The organism is Haemophilus influenzae (assembly GCF_900475755.1).
GTDB classification, from domain to species: Bacteria; Pseudomonadota; Gammaproteobacteria; order Enterobacterales; family Pasteurellaceae; genus Haemophilus; species Haemophilus influenzae_D.
In genome coordinates, this window is record NZ_LS483411.1 from 1,657,195 (window position 1) to 1,678,572 (window position 21,378).

The 21,378-nt window shown below is 38.4% G+C and carries 22 protein-coding genes; 14 read left to right on the forward strand and 8 right to left on the reverse strand.

Annotated features, from left to right (window positions below; genetic code table 11):
* Nucleotides 1-2 precede the first annotated feature (2 nt).
* The 7 genes from nqrE to mnmA all read left to right on the forward strand — a co-directional run bounded on the left by nqrE (nucleotide 3) and on the right by mnmA (nucleotide 5,271).
* Nucleotides 3-599: an NADH:ubiquinone reductase (Na(+)-transporting) subunit E gene (nqrE, locus tag DQN24_RS08105; protein ID WP_005631374.1), complete on the forward strand. Its 597-nt coding sequence runs from the start codon at nucleotides 3-5 to the stop codon at nucleotides 597-599.
* Nucleotides 600-611: 12 nt separating this feature from the next.
* Nucleotides 612-1,847 carry an NADH:ubiquinone reductase (Na(+)-transporting) subunit F gene (gene nqrF, locus DQN24_RS08110; RefSeq protein ID WP_050846786.1) on the forward strand — a complete coding sequence of 412 codons (1,236 nt, stop codon included), beginning with the start codon at nucleotides 612-614 and terminating at the stop codon, nucleotides 1,845-1,847.
* A gap of 142 nt (nucleotides 1,848-1,989) precedes the next feature.
* Entirely contained in the window at nucleotides 1,990-3,030 is a 1,041-nt protein-coding gene (locus tag DQN24_RS08115) for an FAD:protein FMN transferase (protein ID WP_005658172.1), read from the forward strand.
* Between the two features lie 2 nt (nucleotides 3,031-3,032).
* Nucleotides 3,033-3,293, forward strand: coding sequence for a (Na+)-NQR maturation NqrM (gene nqrM / locus DQN24_RS08120; protein ID WP_005629187.1), 261 nt, complete (start codon nucleotides 3,033-3,035; stop codon nucleotides 3,291-3,293).
* 64 nt (nucleotides 3,294-3,357) lie between these two features.
* The gene (locus DQN24_RS08125; protein ID WP_050846785.1) at nucleotides 3,358-3,774 is read left to right on the forward strand and encodes a nucleotidyltransferase substrate binding protein; all 417 of its coding nucleotides are present in this window, start codon (nucleotides 3,358-3,360) and stop codon (nucleotides 3,772-3,774) included.
* Nucleotides 3,756-4,061, forward strand: coding sequence for a nucleotidyltransferase domain-containing protein (locus DQN24_RS08130; protein WP_050846784.1), 306 nt, complete (start codon nucleotides 3,756-3,758; stop codon nucleotides 4,059-4,061). Before DQN24_RS08125 ends, DQN24_RS08130 begins: the two co-directional genes overlap by 19 nt.
* A 58-nt stretch (nucleotides 4,062-4,119) precedes the next feature.
* Complete coding sequence (gene mnmA, locus DQN24_RS08135; RefSeq protein ID WP_050846783.1) at nucleotides 4,120-5,271, forward strand: tRNA 2-thiouridine(34) synthase MnmA; 1,152 nt, start codon at nucleotides 4,120-4,122, stop codon at nucleotides 5,269-5,271.
* Nucleotides 5,272-5,313: 42 nt separating this feature from the next.
* Here mnmA and pgeF read toward each other — a convergent pair whose 3' ends face one another.
* Both pgeF and rluD read right to left on the reverse strand, forming a co-directional pair.
* Entirely contained in the window at nucleotides 5,314-6,048 is a 735-nt protein-coding gene (pgeF, locus tag DQN24_RS08140; RefSeq protein ID WP_111695685.1) for a peptidoglycan editing factor PgeF, read from the reverse strand.
* 1 nt (nucleotide 6,049) lies between these two features.
* Entirely contained in the window at nucleotides 6,050-7,024 is a 975-nt protein-coding gene (gene rluD / locus DQN24_RS08145) for a 23S rRNA pseudouridine(1911/1915/1917) synthase RluD (RefSeq protein WP_005658166.1), read from the reverse strand.
* A 107-nt stretch (nucleotides 7,025-7,131) separates the two neighbouring features.
* Here rluD and DQN24_RS08150 point away from each other — a divergent pair, with 107 nt between their 5' ends.
* Nucleotides 7,132-7,920 (forward strand): outer membrane protein assembly factor BamD, encoded by a 789-nt coding sequence (locus tag DQN24_RS08150; protein WP_111695686.1) that lies wholly within the window; start codon nucleotides 7,132-7,134, stop codon nucleotides 7,918-7,920.
* Between the two features lie 62 nt (nucleotides 7,921-7,982).
* Here the strand turns inward: DQN24_RS08150 and DQN24_RS08155 are convergent, their stop codons facing one another.
* The 5 genes from DQN24_RS08155 to tal all read right to left on the reverse strand — a co-directional run bounded on the left by DQN24_RS08155 (nucleotide 7,983) and on the right by tal (nucleotide 13,849).
* Nucleotides 7,983-8,474 (reverse strand): surface-adhesin protein E, encoded by a 492-nt coding sequence (locus tag DQN24_RS08155; RefSeq protein WP_021034926.1) that lies wholly within the window; start codon nucleotides 8,472-8,474, stop codon nucleotides 7,983-7,985.
* Nucleotides 8,475-8,505: 31 nt separating this feature from the next.
* Nucleotides 8,506-9,246, reverse strand: a complete 741-nt coding sequence (pflA, locus tag DQN24_RS08160) for a pyruvate formate lyase 1-activating protein (protein WP_105182528.1) — start codon at nucleotides 9,244-9,246, stop codon at nucleotides 8,506-8,508.
* A 130-nt stretch (nucleotides 9,247-9,376) separates the two neighbouring features.
* Entirely contained in the window at nucleotides 9,377-11,689 is a 2,313-nt protein-coding gene (gene pflB, locus DQN24_RS08165; protein ID WP_050948562.1) for a formate C-acetyltransferase, read from the reverse strand.
* Between the two features lie 37 nt (nucleotides 11,690-11,726).
* Nucleotides 11,727-12,581, reverse strand: a complete 855-nt coding sequence (gene focA, locus DQN24_RS08170) for a formate transporter FocA (RefSeq protein WP_050848330.1) — start codon at nucleotides 12,579-12,581, stop codon at nucleotides 11,727-11,729.
* 314 nt (nucleotides 12,582-12,895) lie between these two features.
* Nucleotides 12,896-13,849: a transaldolase gene (gene tal, locus DQN24_RS08175; protein ID WP_111695687.1), complete on the reverse strand. Its 954-nt coding sequence runs from the start codon at nucleotides 13,847-13,849 to the stop codon at nucleotides 12,896-12,898.
* 294 nt (nucleotides 13,850-14,143) lie between these two features.
* Between tal and DQN24_RS08180 the strand changes: the two genes are divergently transcribed.
* From DQN24_RS08180 to oppF, 5 genes are all read left to right on the forward strand, one after another.
* A complete protein-coding gene (locus DQN24_RS08180; protein ID WP_111695688.1) occupies nucleotides 14,144-15,769 on the forward strand; it encodes an ABC transporter substrate-binding protein in 1,626 nt (541 codons plus the stop codon).
* Between the two features lie 80 nt (nucleotides 15,770-15,849).
* Nucleotides 15,850-16,770: an oligopeptide ABC transporter permease OppB gene (gene oppB / locus DQN24_RS08185; RefSeq protein WP_046067751.1), complete on the forward strand. Its 921-nt coding sequence runs from the start codon at nucleotides 15,850-15,852 to the stop codon at nucleotides 16,768-16,770.
* 9 nt (nucleotides 16,771-16,779) lie between these two features.
* Nucleotides 16,780-17,715: an oligopeptide ABC transporter permease OppC gene (oppC, locus tag DQN24_RS08190; RefSeq protein WP_005651799.1), complete on the forward strand. Its 936-nt coding sequence runs from the start codon at nucleotides 16,780-16,782 to the stop codon at nucleotides 17,713-17,715.
* A gap of 9 nt (nucleotides 17,716-17,724) precedes the next feature.
* Complete coding sequence (locus DQN24_RS08195) at nucleotides 17,725-18,696, forward strand: ABC transporter ATP-binding protein (RefSeq protein ID WP_050948565.1); 972 nt, start codon at nucleotides 17,725-17,727, stop codon at nucleotides 18,694-18,696.
* Nucleotides 18,693-19,691, forward strand: coding sequence for a murein tripeptide/oligopeptide ABC transporter ATP binding protein OppF (gene oppF, locus DQN24_RS08200; RefSeq protein WP_050948566.1), 999 nt, complete (start codon nucleotides 18,693-18,695; stop codon nucleotides 19,689-19,691). The genes DQN24_RS08195 and oppF overlap by 4 nt, the downstream gene beginning before the upstream one ends.
* A gap of 39 nt (nucleotides 19,692-19,730) precedes the next feature.
* Here the strand turns inward: oppF and DQN24_RS08205 are convergent, their stop codons facing one another.
* On the reverse strand, nucleotides 19,731-20,597 hold the full coding sequence (locus DQN24_RS08205; RefSeq protein ID WP_172453990.1) for a VirK/YbjX family protein: 867 nt from the start codon (nucleotides 20,595-20,597) through the stop codon (nucleotides 19,731-19,733).
* A 104-nt stretch (nucleotides 20,598-20,701) separates the two neighbouring features.
* Here DQN24_RS08205 and yihA point away from each other — a divergent pair, with 104 nt between their 5' ends.
* On the forward strand, nucleotides 20,702-21,319 hold the full coding sequence (gene yihA / locus DQN24_RS08210) for a ribosome biogenesis GTP-binding protein YihA/YsxC (protein WP_005626810.1): 618 nt from the start codon (nucleotides 20,702-20,704) through the stop codon (nucleotides 21,317-21,319).
* Nucleotides 21,320-21,378 lie beyond the last annotated feature (59 nt).

The following is a 21,378-nucleotide window of genomic DNA, read 5'->3' on the forward strand; positions in this document are numbered from 1 at the left end:
CAATGGAACATTATATTAGCCTATTTGTTAAGGCAGTCTTCATTGAAAATATGGCACTTTCTTTCTTCTTGGGGATGTGTACTTTCTTAGCGGTATCTAAAAAGGTATCAACTGCGTTCGGTCTTGGGATTGCGGTAACTTTCGTTCTTGGTATCGCAGTGCCAGTAAACCAATTAATTTACGCAAATGTACTAAAAGAAAATGCTTTAATTGAAGGTGTAGATTTATCATTCTTAAACTTTATCACTTTCATTGGGGTTATTGCAGGTTTGGTACAAATACTCGAAATGGTATTAGATAAATTTATGCCGTCACTTTATAACGCATTAGGGATTTTCTTACCTTTAATCGCAGTAAACTGTGCGATCTTTGGTGGCGTATCTTTCATGGTTCAACGTGATTACAATTTCCCTGAATCTATCGTGTATGGTTTCGGCTCAGGTTTAGGTTGGATGTTAGCGATTGTGGCGCTTGCTGGCTTAACGGAAAAAATGAAATACGCTGATATTCCTGCTGGATTAAAAGGTTTAGGTATTACCTTTATCTCTGTTGGTTTAATGGCGCTAGGCTTTATGTCTTTCTCTGGTATTCAATTATAAGGAGTGTAATCAATGAGCGATTCAGTAATTCTTGCACTCGGTATTGCCGCATTCACGGTTATTGTATTAGTATTAGTGGCGATCATCTTATTTGCGAAATCAAAATTAGTCGATTCTGGCGATATCATTATCGGTATCAATGACGATCCTGAAAAAGCCATCACATTACCTGCAGGTGGTAAATTATTAGGTGCTTTAGCAAGTAAAGGTATTTTCGTATCTTCTGCTTGTGGCGGTGGTGGCTCTTGTGGTCAATGTATTGTTAAAGTGAAAAATGGTGGTGGAGAAATTCTTCCCACAGAACTTTCTCACATTAACAAACGTGAAGCAAAAGAGGGCTATCGCTTAGCTTGCCAAGTTAATGTAAAAGGCAATATGGACGTTGAACTTCCAGAAGAAATCTTCGGCGTTAAAAAATGGGAATGCACCGTTATTTCTAATGATAACAAAGCAACCTTTATTAAAGAGCTTAAATTGGCTATTCCTGAAGGCGAGGAAGTACCTTTCCGCGCAGGTGGCTATATCCAAATCGAAGCTGATCCACATGTGGTAAACTATAAAGATTTTGATATTCCAGAAGAATACCACGAAGACTGGGATAAATATGATTTATGGCGTTATGTCTCTAAAGTGGACGAACATATTATCCGTGCTTACTCAATGGCTTCATACCCTGAAGAGAAAGGTATCATTATGCTTAACGTGCGTATTGCAACACCTCCTCCACGCCAACCTGATGCACCTCCGGGTCAAATGTCTTCTTACATTTGGTCATTAAAAGCAGGAGATAAAGTCACAATTTCTGGCCCATTTGGGGAATTCTTTGCGAAAGAAACCGATGCAGAAATGGTATTTATCGGTGGTGGTGCAGGTATGGCTCCAATGCGTTCGCATATCTTCGACCAATTAAAACGTTTACATTCTAAACGTAAAATGTCGTTCTGGTATGGCGCACGTTCTAAACGTGAAATCTTCTATCAAGAAGATTTTGACCAATTACAAGCTGAAAATGATAATTTCGTATGGCATGTTGCATTATCAGATGCGCTACCTGAAGATAATTGGACTGGCTACACAGGCTTTATTCACAATGTACTTTATGAAAACTACTTGAAAAATCATGAAGCACCAGAAGACTGTGAATACTATATGTGTGGGCCTCCAGTGATGAATGCAGCTGTAATTAAAATGTTGAAAGATCTTGGTGTTGAAGATGAAAACATTTTATTAGATGACTTTGGTGGCTGATTTTAGTTAATCAATTCATTATAAAAGCTGACCGCACTTTGTGATAAGTGCGGTCAAAATTTAAGATGTTTTTAGAAATTTTCTATGATTACAGGTAAGTTTTGTTGAGTTTGCCAGTAATTCACACATTTAGGAAATCCAGATGAAAAAATTAATAAGCGGTATTATGGCTGTAGCAATGGCATTAAGTCTTGCAGCTTGTCAAAAAGAAACAAAAGTTATCTCTTTAAGCGGTAAAACAATGGGGACAACTTATCATGTTAAATACCTTGATGATGGTTCAATAAAAGCAACATCTGAAAAGACGCATGAAGAAATTGAAGCAATCTTAAAAGATGTGAACGCTAAAATGTCCACTTACAAAAAAGATTCGGAACTGAGTCGTTTCAATCAAAATACCCAAGTGAATACACCGATTGATATTTCAGCAGATTTTGCCAAAGTATTAGCTGAAGCAATTCGTTTAAATAAAGTGACTGAAGGCGCATTAGATGTAACTGTTGGCCCAGTTGTAAATTTATGGGGATTTGGTCCTGAAAAACGCCCAGAAAAACAACCTACACCAGAACAATTAGCTGAACGTCAAGCTTGGGTTGGCATTGATAAAATTACCCTAGATACTAACAAAGAAAAAGCTACATTAAGTAAAGCTCTTCCTCAAGTTTATGTTGATTTATCATCGATTGCTAAAGGCTTTGGCGTTGATCAGGTCGCTGAAAAGTTAGAACAATTAAATGCTCAGAATTACATGGTTGAAATCGGCGGTGAAATTCGCGCGAAAGGAAAAAATATTGAAGGCAAACCTTGGCAGATCGCAATTGAAAAACCAATTACAACAGGCGAAAGAGCGGTTGAAGCTGTTATTGGATTAGACAATATGGGAATGGCAAGTTCTGGCGATTACCGTATTTACTTTGAAGAAAATGGTAAACGCTTTGCGCACGAGATTGATCCGAAAACTGGTTACCCAATTCAACATCATTTAGCCTCAATTACGGTACTTGCACCAACTTCAATGACTGCAGATGGTCTATCAACAGGGTTATTTGTGCTAGGTGAAGACAAGGCGTTAGAAGTGGCAGAGAAAAATAATCTTGCCGTCTACTTAATCATTAAAACAGATAATGGTTTTGTCGCAAAATCATCCTCTGCGTTCAAAAAATTAACAGAAACAAAAGAATAGTTATGCAAACTTTATTTTTTACTTTAATCGCTTTCGTCGCAATTATATTGTTGATGTCTATCGGATTTATTATCAAAAAACAAAGTTTAAAAGGCAGCTGCGGTGGTTTATCTACCCTTGGTATTGCCAAAGCTTGCGATTGTGATAAACCGTGTGACACGCTTCAATCAAAATTAGATGCAGGCGATGAACAAGCGAAAGCTGAATATGAGCAAAAATTCGCGAAAAAAGATGATGATTCGCAATTTTATGAAGTGAAATAACTTGCTCAAAACTGACCGCTCTTTTGATGATAGGGCGTTATTGACGCCCTCTTGAGGATGAACTATGCGATCAAATAATCGTTGGCTACAACGTTTCCAAAATTATCAACAATCCCTTTTTCATTTAAAAAATGAAGTAACTCAATATGGAAATACCAATATTGATGTGATTAAAAAAGGAATTATTCAAAGTTTTGAAATCACTCACGAATTGTCGTGGAAATTGATGCAAGATATTCTTCGAGAAGAAGGCGAATCTGAGCTTTATGGTTCAAAATCAGCAACTCGTTTAGCTTTTAACCGTGGACTAATTAGTCAGGGAGAAATTTGGTTAGAAATGATCAAAAGTCGTAATCTAACAGTCCATACTTATGATCAGCAAATGATTAATGAAGAATTTAATAAAATTATTCATCTATATTTACCTGCATTTACTAGTTTTGAGCAAAAAGTGAATATGATATGCAGCAATTTGGATTAAGTGATAAACAGCAGATAATTATAAAAAATATTTTAGCTCACTACCCAGAGGTTGAGCTTGCGATTATTTATGGCTCTCGTGCTCAAAACACTTTTAGAGAGGGCTCTGATATTGATTTAACACTGAAAGGTAAACATTTAACCCAAGATATTTTAGGAAAAATTTGGCTTGAACTTGATGATTCCGATTCACCCTATTTATTTGATTTATCAATTTATCAGCATTTGACTCATTCTCAACTGGCTGAAAATATAGAACGAACTGGCAAGGTTTTTTATCAACGATAATCAACTATCTTAACAACTAACCAATGTGCTTCGCCTTAACCGAAGTTACGGGAGAAATATGTTAATTTCAAATACTTATAATCAACACTTTCCTCAACTGACGCAAGAACAGCTTGCGAGAAATGCTACCAAAAAAGTGATTTGTGGTATGTCTGGCGGCGTGGATTCTTCTGTGTCAGCTTTTATTCTTCAACAGCAAGGCTATCAGGTGGAAGGCCTGTTTATGAAAAACTGGGAAGAAGATGATGATACGGATTACTGTACTGCTGCAGCTGATCTTGCAGATGCTCAAGCAGTATGTGATAAATTGGGTATCAAACTACATAAAATTAATTTTGCTGCAGAATATTGGGATAATGTTTTTGAGCATTTTTTAACTGAATATAAAGCAGGGCGCACGCCGAACCCAGATATTCTGTGTAATAAAGAAATTAAATTTAAAGCATTTTTAGAATATGCAGCTGAAGATCTTGGTGCCCATTACATTGCAACAGGGCATTATGTACGTAGAGCTGGTGATGATGAAAATGCAAAATTATTACGTGGTTTAGATACTAATAAAGATCAAAGTTATTTTCTTTATACCTTAAGCCATAAACAAGTAGGGCAAAGTTTATTCCCTGTTGGTGAAATTGAGAAGCCCATTGTTCGCTCTATTGCTGAAGATCTTGGTTTAATTACAGCGAAGAAAAAAGACTCTACCGGTATTTGTTTTATTGGAGAGCGTAAATTTAAGGATTTCTTAGCACGCTATTTACCTGCTCAACCGGGTAATATTCGCACTGTAGATGACGAAATTATTGGTCGTCATGATGGTTTGATGTATCACACGTTGGGACAGCGTAAAGGATTAGGCATCGGTGGTTTAAAAAATGCAGGAGATGAAGCTTGGTATGTAGTAGATAAGGATGTAGAAAATAATGAACTTATTGTTGCGCAAGGTCATGATCATCCTCGTTTATTTTCAAAAGGTTTAATTGCCAGCCAATTACATTGGGTTGATCGCCAACCAATTCGAGAGTTATTACGTTGCACGGTAAAAACACGCTATCGCCAACAAGATATTTCTTGTGTGATTGAACCGATTGATGATGAAACTATTCGAGTGATTTTCGATGAACCTCAATCAGCAGTAACACCAGGACAATCTGCCGTATTTTACCTTGGTGAAGTTTGTTTGGGCGGTGGTATTATCGAAAAAAGAATATAAAACAAAGATACTAAAAGTGCATTTTATGCGCTTTTAAACTATTTATTCAAACCAAATGACACTTGCCATTCGTCCCGTTTGATTATCCCTGCGATAAGAAAAGAACTTTTCTTTTTCGTTAAATGTACAGTGATTTCCACCATAAATTTGCGTAATGCCTAGATTGTTTAATCGTTGAGTCGCGATTTGGTAAAGATTACCTAGGTATTTACCTTCTTCGATTGCATCGGGTTGAAAGGCGAGTTTGGCTTTTTCATCTACCGCAACAAATTGTTTTACAACATCAATTCCAACTTGAAATGCTGTTGGGCCAATTGCTGGGCCAAACCAGGCGATAATATCTTCAGGTTTGGTCTGAAAGCATCTGACAGTTTTTTCCAATACGCCATCACATAAACCACGCCAGCCAGCATGTGCAGCAGCCACTTCATTTCCAGATATTGTAGAAAATAAAACAGGCAAACAGTCTGCAGTCATAACAACGCAAACTTGATTGGGAATATTTGTATAAACAGCATCCGCTTCAAGATTTTCTCCTGAATAAGGTAATTGAAGTACTCTAGTGCTGTGTGTTTGCGTTAAAAATACAGGTTTTTGTGGCAAGCCAAATTTTTCGACTAATAAAGTGCGGTTGGTTTTTACCGCACTTTTGTTATCACCCACATGATCGCCTAAGTTGAAACTCAAATAAGGCTCTAAGCTCACGCCCCCTTCACGAGTGGTGGTAAAGGCATGAATATTATTTGGAACGTTCCAATTGGGGTTAATCGCTTGCATATTAATAATCTAACTCATCTTGATGTTCGAGATAGTCGGCTTTGAGGGCATTGAGCAATTCAACGAAATCATCAGGCAATGGTGCATACCATTCCATCATCTCCCCTGTAATTGGATGAGCTAAACGTAACATGACCGCATGTAAAGCTTGGCGTTTGAAATTACGCAATACTTCCATAAAGTCTTCACTTGCATTCTTGGGTGGACGAGGGCGTCCGCCATAGGTTTGATCGCCTAGTAATGGATGGGCAATATGTGCCATATGAACACGGATTTGATGTGTACGACCCGTTTCCAAACGTAAACGTAAACGGGTGTAGTTACGGTAATTCTCCATAATACGATAATGGGTCACAGCTGGTTTTCCCATTGGATGAACCGCCATTAAAGTGCGTTTGGTTGCATGACGAGCCATAGGTTGATCTACCGTGCCACCTTTAGTCATAATGCCTGAAGCGACGGCTTCATATTCACGCGTAATTTTGCGTTTTTGTAAGTCGCGTACTAACTTAGTTTGTGCTGGAATAGTTTTCGCAACAACCATTAGACCTGTCGTATCTTTATCTAATCGATGCACAATTCCTGCTCTAGGTACTTCTGCAATTGGCGGATAATGATAGAGTAACGCATTGAGTACGGTTCCATTTGGATTGCCAGCACCAGGGTGTACCACAAGATCTTTTGGCTTGTTAATCACAATAATATCATCATCTTCATACACGATATTCAATGGAATATTTTCTGCTTCAAAACGTGTTTCATCTTCCACTTCAACAATAATCTCTATTCTCTCTCCTCCAAGCACTTTCTCTCGTGGAATATTGGCAATGCGATCATTTAATTTTACGAGATCGGCTTCAATCCACGTTTTTAATCGGGAGCGAGAATATTCAGGGAACAACTCTGCAAGTGTTTGGTCTAAACGCTGTCCCATTTGTTCTGGCTGCACTTCAGCCGAAAGGGTAATTTGTGGCATAAATAGCTCTCAAAAATTTTAAAAGTTGGCTTATTGATTAATGTTCTATACAATAGCCAACAATTGTATCTTATTTATTGGTTTTCGTAAAAATTAAGGAAAAAACAATGCGTAAAATAAAATCTTTGGCGTTGCTTGCCGTGGCAGCATTGGTTATTGGATGTTCAAGTGGTTCAAAAGATGTTGAACAAGCATCGGTAAATGAATTATACACAAAAGGTACAACATCATTACAAGAAGGTAGCTACTCTGAAGCCATTCGCTATTTAAAAGCGACGACTGAACGTTTCCCTGGTAGTATTTATCAAGAACAAGCAATGTTAGATTTAATTTATGCAAACTATAAAGCACAAGATTATACGCAAGTATTATTGACGGTAGATAGCTTTTTACATCAATTTCCACAAAGCCCAAATCAAGCCTATGCGGTATATATGGCTGGCTTAACTAATGCAGCAACAGGCGATAATGTTATCCAAGATTTTTTTGGAATTGACCGTGCAACACGTGAAACAACCTCTATGCGTACCGCTTTTTCTAATTTCCAAAACTTAGTTCGTGCATTCCCTAATAGCCCTTACTCACAAGATGCTTTAGCTCGTATGGCTTATATTAAAGATGCACTAGCTCGTCACGAATTAGATATTGCAAAATTCTATACAAAACGTAAAGCTTGGGTAGCAGTTGCAAATCGTGTGGTAGGAATGTTAAAACAATATCCTGATACTAAAGCAACTTATGAAGGATTATTTCTAATGCAGGAGGCTTATGAAAAAATGGGTTTAACCGAATTAGCAAATGATACTCAAAAAATTATTGATGCGAATAAAGATAAAACTTTTGCACCAATTGAAAAACCAAACGAACCAGACTTAAAAGTGCCAGCAGTTAAATAACAATAACTGCAGAAAAATCAAATACTCTCTGCACCCTAAAAGTTGAATAAAATTTAAACTAATTAAGGTGCAGATTTTTTATCAACTGAAAATACTTTGCCATAATTAGCACAAATAATCTGAGCAGCATTATAAAGCGTTGTATCAGGTGTTAAACTTAACGTATGTTTCTTTTGCTTTTTAGGTGCAGCACGTAAACCCTGTCCCCAAAACTCATCATAGAAATCAGTTCGCACTTGAGTTAAATGATAATTTGCACAATTTAAAATCTTATACTGACGAACAGAACGTGCATAACGTTTAGGCTCAGGATAAACATACAATCCCTTATCTAAATTCACCACTGCATCAAAATGCACAATTTGTGGCTCTTGGTTATCCACCCAAATAGATTCACTATCGATGTAATAATTTGCATTCTTCACTAAACGTACATATCCGCTTCGCACATCAGTCGGCACTGTCAGCTTCACATCATTTTGTTCAGCCTTTTGAGTTTGAGCAGAACAGGCGGTAAGCAACCCAAGTGATAATGTTAAAATAATTTTTTTCATTATTTACTCCTTATGTTAGCTAGCATTTATTCTAGAATTTTACAGTGTGTCCATAACCTTCTAGGATTATTTTAATATGCTCTAACGATTCTTTGGTTGGCGGTAATACATCTTCAAGCTCATAATCTAACCCAAGGGTTTTCCATTTATGCGCACCTAATCGATGATAAGGAAGAAGTTCAACTTTTTCAATATTGGTCATACCTTCAATAAACTGACCTAATAAATGCACATCGTGATCGCTATCGGTATAACCAGGAACAACAACATAACGAATCCATGTGCGTTGATTACGTTTTTGCAAATATTTTGCAAACTCAAGGGTACGTTTATTGGGTACCCCAATAAGATTTTGATGAACTTGATCATTAAGCTCTTTTAAATCGAGTAAAACAAGATCTGTTACATCCAATAATTCATCAATAATATGATCATAATGACGCACAAAACCATTTGTATCCAAGCAGGTATTAATCCCTTCTGCTTTACAAGCACGGAACCAATCACGTACGAACTCAGCTTGTAGCACGGCCTCGCCACCAGATGCCGTAACACCACCACCTGTAGCATTCATAAAATGGCGATAAGTCACGACTTCTTTCATTAAATCTTCGACACTGATTTCTTTGCCACCTTCAAGATCCCAAGTATCACGATTGTGGCAATATTTGCAACGCATCAAGCAACCTTGCATAAATAAAATAAAACGAATACCTGGCCCATCTACAGTGCCACAGGATTCAAAAGAGTGAATTCGTCCAAGAACTGACATATATAAATTTCCTAAAATTAGATATAGCTAAATTTTACCAAAGATCTAGTCTATAAAAAATGAGCCTGATTTAAATCAGGCTCATACATATTATGTTTCCGCCAAAGTGCGGTCAAAAATAAAAATGTTTTTACATTGACTCTGTGAAAGTTCTAGTAATTACATCTTGTTGTTGCTCTTTAGTTAAAGAGTTGAAACGTACTGCGTAACCAGATACACGGATGGTTAATTGCGGATATTTATCCGGATTTTCCATTGCATCTAACAACATTTCACGATTTAGCACGTTCACATTTAAGTGTTGGCCACCTTCAACAGTTGCTTCGTGGTGGAAGTAACCATCCATCAAGCCAGCAAGATTACGACGTTGTGCTTCTGCATCTTTACCTAACGCATTTGGTACGATTGAGAAGGTATAAGAAATACCATCTTTCGCGTAAGCAAATGGAAGTTTAGCCACAGAAGTTAATGATGCTACCGCACCTTTTTGGTCACGACCGTGCATTGGGTTCGCACCTGGTCCGAATGGTGCACCAGCACGACGACCATCTGGGGTGTTACCTGTTTTCTTACCATAAACTACGTTAGAAGTAATGGTTAATACAGATTGTGTAGGCACAGCGTTGCGGTAAGTTTTAAGTTTTTGAATTTTCTTCATGAAACGTTCAACTAAGTCACAAGCGATGTCATCAACACGGTTATCGTTGTTACCATATTGTGGATATTCACCTTCGATTTCAAAGTCGATTGCTACGTTAGTTGCAACAACATTGCCATCTTTATCTTTGATGTCGCCACGAACTGGTTTAACTTTCGCATATTTGATTGCTGAAAGTGAGTCAGCCGCAACAGAAAGACCCGCGATACCACAAGCCATGGTACGGTATACATCACGATCATGTAATGCCATTAATGCGGCTTCGTATGAATATTTATCGTGCATATAGTGGATTACGTTTAAGGCGGTCACATATTGTTTTGCCAACCAATCCATAAAGCTATCCATACGAGTCATTACTGTATCGAAATCTAATACTTCATCAGTAATTGGTGCAGTTTTCGGACCTACTTGCATACCTAATTTTTCATCGATACCGCCGTTGATTGCGTATAACAATGTTTTCGCTAAGTTTGCACGAGCGCCGAAGAATTGCATTTGTTTACCCACAACCATTGGTGATACACAACATGCGATTGCGTAGTCATCATTGTTGAAGTCTGGACGCATTAAATCATCGTTTTCATATTGAACTGATGAGGTATCAATCGATACTTTCGCACAGAAACGTTTGAAGTTTTCAGGTAATTGTTCAGACCAAAGAATGGTTAAGTTTGGTTCTGGAGAAGTACCCATGTTGTAAAGAGTGTGTAAAATACGGAATGTATTTTTGGTTACTAATGTACGACCGTCTAAACCCATACCTGCGATGGTTTCAGTTGCCCACATTGGGTCACCTGAGAATAATTGATCGTATTCAGGCGTACGTAAGAAACGAACCATACGGAGTTTCATAACTAAGTGGTCAACTAATTCTTGCGCTTCAGTTTCAGTAATTTTTCCTGCTTTTAAATCACGTTCGATATAGATATCAATGAAGGTTGCAGTACGACCGAATGACATTGCCGCACCATTTTGTGATTTGATTGCAGCAAGATAAGCAAAGTACATCCATTGAATTGCTTCTTGAGCATTAGTTGCCGGGTTAGAAATATCATAACCATAGCTTGCTGCCATTTGTTTTAATTGACCTAATGCACGGTGTTGTTCTGCGATTTCTTCACGTAAACGAATTGTTGCTTCAAGATTTACACCATCTTCTAAATCTTTTTGTAAAGAAGAGAATTGTGCGTATTTATCTTTCATTAAGAAGTCTACACCGTAAAGTGCTACACGACGGTAGTCACCGATGATACGGCCACGACCATAAGCATCTGGAAGACCAGTTAATACACCAGATTTACGGCAACGTAAAATGTCTGGCGTATAAACATCGAATACACCTTGGTTATGCGTTTTACGATATTCAGTGAAGATTTTTTTCACTTCAGGATCAAGTTCACGACCATAAACTTTACAAGAACCTTCCACCATTTTAATACCACCGAATGGCATAATGGCACGTTTTAAAGGTTCATCAGTTTGAAGACCAACGATTTTTTCTAAATCTTTGTTAATGTAACCGGGTGCGTGGGAGATAATGGTAGATGGCGTATGTTCATCAAAATCCAATGGTGCGTGAGTACGGTTTTCAATTTTAATTCCTTCCATCACAGATTCCCAAAGCTTGGTTGTTGCTTCGGTTGGACCTGCTAAGAAAGAGTCATCGCCTTCATACGGAGTATAGTTTTTTTGGATAAAGTCACGTACATTGACATTTTCTTGCCAATCGCCACCAGCAAAACCAGCCCACGCCAATTTTTGCGCTTCATTAAGTTCTGACATAGTCATTTCCTTTGTTAATTAATAAATAAGTAAATCTTTAATGCGTTTTGGTTAAATAACGTTGGAATACACCAATACAAATTGCCCCGCCGACAATATTTCCCAACGTTACAGGGATTAAATTCTTCACGATGAAATGGTACAAATCTAAATCTGCGTATTTCATCGGATCAACACCGATTTGTTGCCAAAATTCAGGTGTACTAAAATGAGCGGTAATAATTCCCATTGGAATCATAAACATATTAGCCACACAGTGTTCAAATCCTGATGCAACAAACAAACTAATCGGCATAATCATAATAAATGCTTTGTCTGTAACAGTCTTACCAGAATAAGACATCCAAACCGCCACACACACCATAATGTTACATAAAATACCTAGGTTAAAAGCTTCAAACCACGTGTGATGAATTTTATGTTGGGCGGTTGCAAGAATCGTTAAACCCCATTGGCCATTTGCTGCCATTGTTTGTCCACCAAACCAAATAACAGCGGCAATAAACAAACCACCAACGAAGTTGCCTAAATACACCACGATCCAATTTCGAATCATTTGTGTCGTAGTGATTCTACCGCCCACTCGAGCGACTAAAGTTAAAGTAGAAGAGGTGAATAATTCAGATCCTAAAATCACCACCATAATTACGCCCAAGGAGAAGACTAATCCACCTACTAACTTGGTTAATCCCCAAGGTGCACCTGCACTAGCAGTTTGTGTTGTTGTGTAAAATACAAAGGCTAAGGCAATACAAGCACCGGCACTAATGCCGGACATAAACGATAAAAATGGACGTTTATTTGCTTTATACGTCGCTGTATTTTCTGCATAATCCGTTGCTTCAACTGGCGTGAGAGCAACAGAAGATAATTTTTGATTTTCTGATGCCATAATCAAACTCCAACTATTGAAATTGAAAAAGTTGATGAAAATTTAATACTTTTAACAAGTTTACGGCTACAAATACTTCTATAATTGGCGTTATTTTACTCTCCTCCCCTTTCATTGCAAAGAAAAGCAAAAATTATTTCAACAAAATTTGATATTTTGCAATGTTTGTTCAATTAAACAAAAAACAAACTAAATTTTTACCGCACTTTTATATCTTAATAAATAAAAAATCTGCACTCAAATTAGTTAAATATTTTCTTTAACTAATTCAAGAGCAGATTGAAGTGCGGTTATTTTTTATATTGAATTATGGATTAAAGTTTTGCTGAAAGCATGGCTTCCAATTTTTCTTGGTCAACAGCAAATTTACGAATACCCTCTGCTAATTTTTCAACAGCCATAGCATCGCTGTTATGTTGCCAGTAGAACTCAGCTTCTGTTAATGGTTGTGGTTTCGCTTTTACTTCGCCTTTATATTCTAGTTTGCGTACAAGTGCGGTTGAATTTTCTTGTAATTCTTTCAGTAATGCTGGTGCAATGGTTAAACGATCGCAACCTGCAAGTTCAGTAATTTCGCCTACATTACGGAAACTTGCGCCCATCACAACGGTGTTGTAGCCATATTCTTTGTAGTAATTGTAAATTTTGGTGACCGAAATAACGCCTGGATCTTCTGCTGGCGCATATTCTTTTTTGTCGGAGTTTGCTTTGTACCAGTCTAAAATACGACCTACAAATGGCGAAATTAAGTAAACGCCTGCTTCTGCACAAGCACGAGCTTGAGCTTCAGAGAATAATAAGGTTAAGTTACAGTTAATGCCTTCTTTTTCAAGGATTTCTGCAGCTCGGATCCCTTGCCATGTCGAAGCGATTTTAATCAAAATACGATCATTTGAAATGCCTGCTGCATTATAAAGTGCGATTAATTTACGCGCTTTTTCAACCGTTGCTTGGGTATCGTAAGAAAGGCGAGCATCTACTTCTGTTGAAATGCGTCCTGGAACAATTTTTAAAATTTCTAAGCCGATGTTTACCGCTAATTTATCTTCTGCATCAATTAATTGTTGCACCTTGTCTGCACTTTGTGCTTTTGCATAAGCAAGCGCTTCATCAATTAATGGGGCGTATTGTGGTAATGCTGAAGCACTTAGAATTAATGATGGGTTAGTAGTCGCATCTTGTGGTTGGTATTTTTTGATTGCATCAATATCGCCAGTATCAGCTACGACGACGGTCATATTACGAAGTGAATCTAACTGTGTTGTCATTGTATTCTCCTTGAATGGACTTGTTTAAATCTAATCGGGTTACGATAGCACAATTAGCATTAAAAGGGTAATTTATGTAGGAAAATATTTACAATAGGAAAAATCAATATATCCTAGATTCCCCCCTCTCATATCATCACTTTTAGCAATTTTTTTAGCGATTTATTAGACACAACTCACAAAACTCAATTTTTCTTCAAATAATTTCCTGACAAATCTTTACAAAAATGAATTTTTGAGCTAATAAGTAGAAGACTTTTTATAAAAATATCGCCTAATGACAAGGAGGCTCAAATGCAACACAAACTACTCTTCTCTGCAATCGCTCTTGCTCTTTCCTATTCTGCGCAAGCAGTTATAGTGCCTGAAGGAACACAATTAGATGAAAAACAGCATATCGTGTTCAATAATGGGGCTGAACCACAAAGTTTTGACCCACACAAAACCGAAGGTGTGCCAGAATCTAACGTTGCTTATCAATTACTTGAAGGCTTAGTCACCTCAGACTCTGAAGGTAAACTTCAACCAGGTGTGGCTGAAAGCTGGGAAAATACACCTGACTTCAAAACCTGGACATTCCATTTACGTAAAGATGCTAAATGGTCAAACGGAGATCCTGTTACTGCACATGATTTCGTGTTTGCGTGGCGTCGTTTAGTGGATCCTGCAACTGCTGCACCTTATGCGAGTTACTTAAGTTATTTACAAGTTGAAAATGCGCAAGACATTATTGACGGTAAGAAAAAACCGGCTGAATTAGGCGTGGAAGCAAAAGATGATTACACCTTTGTGGTTCATGCAACCAATCCTGTGCCTTATGCGGTTAGTTTAACGACTCACCAATCCTTATTGCCATTACCACAAAAAGTAGTCGAAAAATTGGGTGATGCATGGGTGAAAAAAGAAAACTACGTGGGTAACGGTGCGTATAAGCTGGCTAACCACATCATTAACGAAAAAATCGAATTTGAACGTAACCCACTTTATTGGAACGATAAAGAAACCGTAATCAATAGCGCGACATTCCTCGCCATTGAAAACCCAAGTACCGATGTAGCGCGTTATCGTGCGGGCGATTTAGACATGACCAGTTATGGTTTACCGCCAGAACAATTCGCTAAATTACAAAAAGAATTGCCAGGCGAAGTATACGTTACTCGTACCCTAGCAACTTATTCTTATGAATTAAACAATAAGAAAGCACCTTTTGATAACGTGAATATTCGTAAAGCCTTGAACTTATCCCTTGATCGTAATGTGATCACCGATAAAGTATTGGGCCAAGGTCAAACACCAACCTATGTGTTTACCCCAACTTACATCGAAGAAGGTCATCTCATTCAACAACCTGCTTATTCAAAAGAACCGATGGCACAACGTAATGAAGAAGCCATTAAACTCTTAGAAGAAGCTGGTTACAGTAAAGCGAATCCGTTGAAATTCAGCATTCTTTACAATACCAATGAAAACCACAAAAAAGTGGCTATTGCTGCAGCTTCTATGTGGAAAGCTAACACCAAAGGTTTGATTGATGTGAAATTAGAAAACCAAGAGTGGAAAACTTACATTGATAGCCGTCGTGCAGGTCGTTACGATGTGGCGCGTGCTGGATGGAATGCGGATTACAACCAAGCAACAACATTCGGCAACTATTTCTTATCTAATTCTAGTAACAATACCGCGAAATACGCGAATCCAGAATATGATAAAGCGATGGCAGAATCTTACGCAGCAACTGATGCAGAAGGTCGTGCAAAAGCTTATGCGAAAGCCGAAGAAATTCTTGCAAAAGATTACGGTATCGTACCAATCTTTAACTATGTGAATCCACGCTTAGTGAAACATTACGTAAAAGGTTATTCAGGCAAAGATCCACAAGATCATATTTACTTACGCAATCTTTATATTATTAAACATTAATTCGTTGCTCGTATTTAAGTGCGGTTAAAAATCGTCGTATTTTTTGACCGCACTTTTCGCCCATTTTGGTTGGAGTTGTTATGCTCAAGTTTATTTTTAAACGGCTGTTGGAAGCCTTACCGACGCTGTTTATTTTGATTACTTTTTCTTTCTTTTTGATGCGTCTTGCCCCTGGCAGCCCCTTCACTTCTGAACGCGCTTATCCGCCAGAAGTCATGGCTAATATCGAAGCGAAGTATCATTTAAATGAACCATTATATAAACAATATTTCCTTTATTTAGAAAATCTTTCCAAAGGAGATTTTGGTCCCTCTTTTAAATATAAAGACCAATCAGTCAATGATTTAATCGCGTCAGCTTTCCCTGTTTCCATAAAATTGGGAATGGCTGCCTTCGCCTTTGCAGTCGTGCTAGGAGTAACAGCAGGTACGCTCGCCGCTCTCAATCAAAATAGCCGTTGGGATTATATTTTGATGAGTTTCTCGATGCTTGGGGTCATTATGCCAAGCTTCGTATTTGCACCTGTTTTAGTGCTAATTTTCGCCATTTATCTAGGATGGCTGCCAGCTGGCGGTTGGAACGGCGGTACCGCCATGTACATGATCTTACCTGTAGCCTCCTTAACTATCGCTTATGTTGCAGGGATTGCGCGTATCATGCGTGGTTCAATGATTGAAGTGTTACATTCCAACTTTATTCGAACCGCCAAAGCTAAAGGACTTTCCATGTCGAGAATCATTTTAAAACATGCTTTGCGTCCCGCACTTTTACCCGTGATAACCTATTTAGGACCTGCTTTCGTAGGGATTATTACCGGCTCAATGGTCATCGAAAGCGTATTTGGTTTACCTGGCATGGGATTATTATTTGTAAACGGCGCATTGAACCGCGATTACTCTTTAGTTTTGAGCCTCACCATTTTAGTGGGGACATTAACCATTTTATTTAATGCGATTGTGGATATTTTATACGCCATCATCGATCCAAAAATTCGTTATTAAGGATAAATTATGACAGATTATCGTACTCAGCCGATTAATCAGAAAAATGCGGATTTTGTGGAACAAGTGGCTGACCGTATTGAAGAAATGCAACTGGAAGGCCGCAGCCTATGGCAAGATGCGAAACGCCGTTTTTTCCGAAACAAAGCTGCTGTTGCCAGTCTGATTATTTTGGCGTTTATTATTATATTTATCACCGTAGCGCCTTGGTTCTTCCCATTTACCTATGAAGATACCGATTGGAATATGATGAGCGCCGCACCAACAATGGAAGGCTATCACTTCTTCGGTACCGACGCATCGGGTCGAGATTTATTGGTACGCACTGCTATCGGTGGACGGATTTCATTATTGGTCGGTATTGCTGGTGCTTTCATTTCCGTGACTATCGGCACAATTTATGGAGCGATTTCTGGCTATGTAGGCGGTAAAACAGATATGCTGATGATGCGCTTTTTAGAGATTCTCAGCTCATTTCCATTTATGTTTTTCGTGATTTTGTTGGTGACCCTTTTTGGCCAAAACATTTTCTTAATTTTTATCGCTATCGGGGCCATTGCTTGGCTTGGTCTTGCACGTATTGTACGCGGACAAACCCTCAGCCTAAAAAATAAAGAATTCGTCGAAGCCGCCATCGTTTGTGGCGTACCTCGTCGCCAAATCATTTTGAAACACATTATTCCAAATGTATTAGGCTTAGTGGCAGTTTATGCCTCGCTTGAAGTGCCTGGGCTCATTCTATTTGAATCATTCTTAAGCTTCTTAGGATTAGGAACTCAAGAACCGATGAGTAGCTGGGGTGCACTCTTAAGTGATGGTGCTGCACAAATGGAAGTGTCGCCTTGGTTATTAATTTTCCCGGCATTTTTCCTTTGCCTTACCCTATTTTGTTTTAACTTTATCGGTGACGGGTTGCGTGATGCGCTCGATCCGAAAGATAGATAGGAGCGAATAATGAATCCTTTATTAGATGTAAAAAATCTCTACGTTCGCTTCAAAACACCAGATGGCGTCGTCACAGCAGTGAATGACTTAAACTTCACGCTGAATGCAGGAAGCACGCTGGGCATCGTAGGCGAAAGTGGATCAGGCAAGTCACAAACAGCCTTTGCTTTAATGGGTTTATTGGCAGCCAACGGTGAAGTGGAAGGCTCTGCCATTTTTGAAGGGAAAGAATTAGTTAATTTACCGAATGCTGAATTGAATAAAATCCGCGCCGAGCAAATTTCCATGATTTTCCAAGATCCAATGACGTCACTAAATCCTTACATGAAAATCGGTGAACAACTCATGGAAGTGCTGCAATTGCACAAGGGCTATGATAAACAAACTGCCTTTGCCGAATCCGTGAAAATGTTAGACGCAGTTAAAATGCCAGAAGCTAAAAAACGCATGGGCATGTATCCGCACGAGTTTTCTGGCGGTATGCGTCAACGGGTGATGATTGCGATGGCCTTATTATGCCGTCCCAAACTACTCATTGCAGATGAACCAACAACCGCTTTGGATGTGACCGTTCAAGCACAAATCATGACCTTGTTAAATGAGTTAAAACACGAATTTAATACTGCGATTATTATGATTACCCATGATCTTGGGGTAGTGGCTGGTATCTGCGATCAAGTTATGGTGATGTATGCTGGACGAACCATGGAATACGGCACAGCGGAACAAATTTTCTATCATCCAACCCATCCCTATTCCATAGGCTTAATGGATGCGATTCCTCGCTTAGACGGCAATGAAGAACACTTGGTAACCATTCCTGGCAATCCACCGAATTTATTGCATTTGCCAAAAGGTTGTCCATTCTCACCTCGTTGCCAATTTGCTACCGAACAATGCCAAATTGCGCCAAAACTGACTACATTTAATCACGGTCAATTACGTAATTGTTGGTTACCAGCGGAGAAATTTAACCTATGACAGTCTCAAACAACAAAGAATTACTCCTTGAAGTCAATCACTTAGGCGTCAGTTTTAAAATTAAAAATGATAAATCCCTTTTCTTCGCCAAACCGCAAACCTTAAAAGCGGTGAAGGATGTGTCTTTTAAACTTTACGCAGGTGAAACTCTCGGCGTAGTAGGTGAATCTGGTTGTGGTAAATCCACACTTGCACGCACTATTATCGGTTTAGTCGAAGCGAGTGAAGGGGAAATCTTGTGGCTTGGTAAACATTTACGAAAACAATCAGCGAAACAATGGAAAGAAACGCGTAAAGATATTCAAATGATTTTCCAAGACCCACTAGCCTCTCTCAATCCGCGAATGAATATTGGCGAAATCATTGCTGAGCCATTAAAGATCTACCAACCGCACTTAAGTGCCGCCGAAGTGAAAGAAAAAGTGCAAGCTATGATGTTGAAAGTTGGGCTTTTACCGAACTTGATTAACCGCTACCCACATGAATTTTCTGGTGGTCAATGTCAGCGTATCGGTATTGCTCGTGCATTAATCATTGAGCCCAAAATGATCATTTGTGATGAGCCCGTTTCAGCGTTAGATGTGTCGATTCAGGCTCAAGTGGTGAATTTATTGAAATCCCTGCAAAAAGAAATGGGGCTTTCCTTAATTTTTATCGCTCATGATTTAGCGGTGGTAAAACATATTTCTGACCGCGTATTAGTGATGTATTTAGGCAATGCAATGGAATTAGGCAGCGATGTGGAAGTATATAACGATACCAAACATCCTTATACCAAAGCCTTAATGTCTGCTGTTCCGATCCCCGATCCAAAATTGGAACGCAATAAATCCATCGAATTACTTGAAGGTGATTTGCCTTCGCCAATTAATCCACCGTCTGGTTGCGTATTTCGTACTCGCTGTCTAAAGGCTGATGAGAATTGTGCGAAACAAAAACCACCTCTCACCAGCCAAAACAACAGCCATTTTGTGGCTTGCTTGAAAGTCTTATAAAACAAAAAGTGCGGTTAAAATTCACCGCACTTTTTACTTTTACAATCCTAATTTTTCTTCAATTACTTTAGCCAAATCATCTAGCATCGCATAACGTTTACGATACATGGAACGTTTTTTACTTGGCACATCATCCAGATTTCTATCCATTTCTAAAGGCAATTCCCAGTAATCTTTTAATTCTCCGCCTGATTCGCCAAAAATCGCATCATAATCCACCGTGTATTGTTTACTTTGAATGAAACGAGATTTATTTTGGTATTTTTGCGGAATGCCAAGCAATTTATCGTAGCCTAGAATTTTCGTCAGTGATTTCATGGTTTCAACCATTAAATAGGCTGGGCGCAAACCGTGGCAAGATTTAGTTAGTTGTTTTACCATTTCCTTTGAGCCTTCAAAATTTGGCCCTTGTACAACAGCAATAAGCAACTCATCGCCCAATTTGGCAAAGGTAAGCAAATAGACTAATTCATTTCTTGGTTTATGCCATAGCTCCAATACCCAATATCCTTCCATCGGTTGATGGGTTGTCATGCTTAATGTCATTTCAAAATCAGGAATGACTTCGCCAAAACTTAATGGTTTTTCCCATAATGGCGTAGAAAGTGCGGTAAGTTTTTCGGGTAAAAATAAAAGATTCTCGCAAATGGCATGAAAACGTTGTGATGCGTTAAAACGCTTATCCAGAAAACGACAAGCAACAGGATAACTATAATCCAAGTGCGTATTAAAAATATCGACGAGAAAAGGATGTTGATTGATAAATTGTTCAAAGCGACGAATTGAACCACGATTTAAAAAGCTACGTAAGTTATAACGCCAATGTTTTGGTGCATCAAAACGCCCTGGTCGATATGGATAAAGATCCTTAGATTGAGGCCATTGGTAAGTTGTTTTTGTTGTCATCTGGGTTGCCATTAATTGATTATAATTTCGGAGAGAATTTTGACATAATTTCAGGAAATTTTCCATTTATGCTATTCTAAACACAATTTTTAAAAGGAATCCTTATGTCTGAAATTAAACTTAATTACCACAAAACTCACTTTTTAACGAGCGCGCCGAATATTCGTTCCATTCCTGAAGATACGGGCATTGAAATTGCGTTTGCGGGTCGTTCAAATGCAGGAAAATCAACTGCACTTAATGCATTAACCAATCAAAAAAGCTTAGCTCGCACCTCAAAAACGCCAGGGCGTACTCAACTAATCAACTTATTTGAAGTGGAACCAAATTGTAAATTGGTGGATTTACCGGGCTATGGTTATGCTGCCGTGCCAGAGCAGATGAAAATTCAATGGCAAAAATCCTTAGGCGAATATTTACAAAAACGCGAATGTTTGGCAGGGTTAGTTGTGTTGATGGATATTCGCCATCCGCTTAAAGATCTTGACCAACAAATGATTGAATGGGCAGTTTCAGCTGATTTACCAGTTCTTTTATTACTTACTAAAGCCGATAAATTGAGCCAAAGCGCACGTAGTAAACAAGTAAAAATGGTGCGTGAAGCAATTCTTCCATTCCAAGGCGATATACAAGTTGAAGCCTTTTCTGCACAAAATAAAATTGGTATTGATAAACTTGCAGCGAAATTAGATTTTTGGTTTTCGCCACTTTTTGCGGAATAAAATATAAATTTTGCGATCTAGATCGCAATAAAAGCACGGAATGAATGATTTCATTATGT

What these genes read in the sequence shown, in the direction of transcription:
- nqrF (WP_050846786.1), top strand. Translation starts at nt 612, where the DNA reads ATGAGCGATTCAGTAATTCTTGCACTCGGTATTGCCGCATTCACGGTT.
- pflA (WP_105182528.1), bottom strand. Translation starts at nt 9,246, where the DNA reads ATGTCAGTTCTTGGACGAATTCACTCTTTTGAATCCTGTGGCACTGTA.
- rluD (WP_005658166.1), bottom strand. Translation starts at nt 7,024, where the DNA reads ATGCCACAAATTACCCTTTCGGCTGAAGTGCAGCCAGAACAAATGGGA.
- DQN24_RS08125 (WP_050846785.1), top strand. Translation starts at nt 3,358, where the DNA reads ATGCGATCAAATAATCGTTGGCTACAACGTTTCCAAAATTATCAACAA.
- DQN24_RS08130 (WP_050846784.1), top strand. Translation starts at nt 3,756, where the DNA reads ATGCAGCAATTTGGATTAAGTGATAAACAGCAGATAATTATAAAAAAT.
- oppF (WP_050948566.1), top strand. Translation starts at nt 18,693, where the DNA reads ATGACAGTCTCAAACAACAAAGAATTACTCCTTGAAGTCAATCACTTA.
- tal (WP_111695687.1), bottom strand. Translation starts at nt 13,849, where the DNA reads ATGACAACACAGTTAGATTCACTTCGTAATATGACCGTCGTCGTAGCT.
- pflB (WP_050948562.1), bottom strand. Translation starts at nt 11,689, where the DNA reads ATGTCAGAACTTAATGAAGCGCAAAAATTGGCGTGGGCTGGTTTTGCT.
- DQN24_RS08180 (WP_111695688.1), top strand. Translation starts at nt 14,144, where the DNA reads ATGCAACACAAACTACTCTTCTCTGCAATCGCTCTTGCTCTTTCCTAT.
- pgeF (WP_111695685.1), bottom strand. Translation starts at nt 6,048, where the DNA reads ATGCAAGCGATTAACCCCAATTGGAACGTTCCAAATAATATTCATGCC.
- nqrM (WP_005629187.1), top strand. Translation starts at nt 3,033, where the DNA reads ATGCAAACTTTATTTTTTACTTTAATCGCTTTCGTCGCAATTATATTG.
- yihA (WP_005626810.1), top strand. Translation starts at nt 20,702, where the DNA reads ATGTCTGAAATTAAACTTAATTACCACAAAACTCACTTTTTAACGAGC.
- oppC (WP_005651799.1), top strand. Translation starts at nt 16,780, where the DNA reads ATGACAGATTATCGTACTCAGCCGATTAATCAGAAAAATGCGGATTTT.
- DQN24_RS08150 (WP_111695686.1), top strand. Translation starts at nt 7,132, where the DNA reads ATGCGTAAAATAAAATCTTTGGCGTTGCTTGCCGTGGCAGCATTGGTT.
- DQN24_RS08205 (WP_172453990.1), bottom strand. Translation starts at nt 20,597, where the DNA reads ATGACAACAAAAACAACTTACCAATGGCCTCAATCTAAGGATCTTTAT.
- focA (WP_050848330.1), bottom strand. Translation starts at nt 12,581, where the DNA reads ATGGCATCAGAAAATCAAAAATTATCTTCTGTTGCTCTCACGCCAGTT.
- DQN24_RS08115 (WP_005658172.1), top strand. Translation starts at nt 1,990, where the DNA reads ATGAAAAAATTAATAAGCGGTATTATGGCTGTAGCAATGGCATTAAGT.
- DQN24_RS08195 (WP_050948565.1), top strand. Translation starts at nt 17,725, where the DNA reads ATGAATCCTTTATTAGATGTAAAAAATCTCTACGTTCGCTTCAAAACA.
- nqrE (WP_005631374.1), top strand. Translation starts at nt 3, where the DNA reads ATGGAACATTATATTAGCCTATTTGTTAAGGCAGTCTTCATTGAAAAT.
- oppB (WP_046067751.1), top strand. Translation starts at nt 15,850, where the DNA reads ATGCTCAAGTTTATTTTTAAACGGCTGTTGGAAGCCTTACCGACGCTG.
- DQN24_RS08155 (WP_021034926.1), bottom strand. Translation starts at nt 8,474, where the DNA reads ATGAAAAAAATTATTTTAACATTATCACTTGGGTTGCTTACCGCCTGT.
- mnmA (WP_050846783.1), top strand. Translation starts at nt 4,120, where the DNA reads ATGTTAATTTCAAATACTTATAATCAACACTTTCCTCAACTGACGCAA.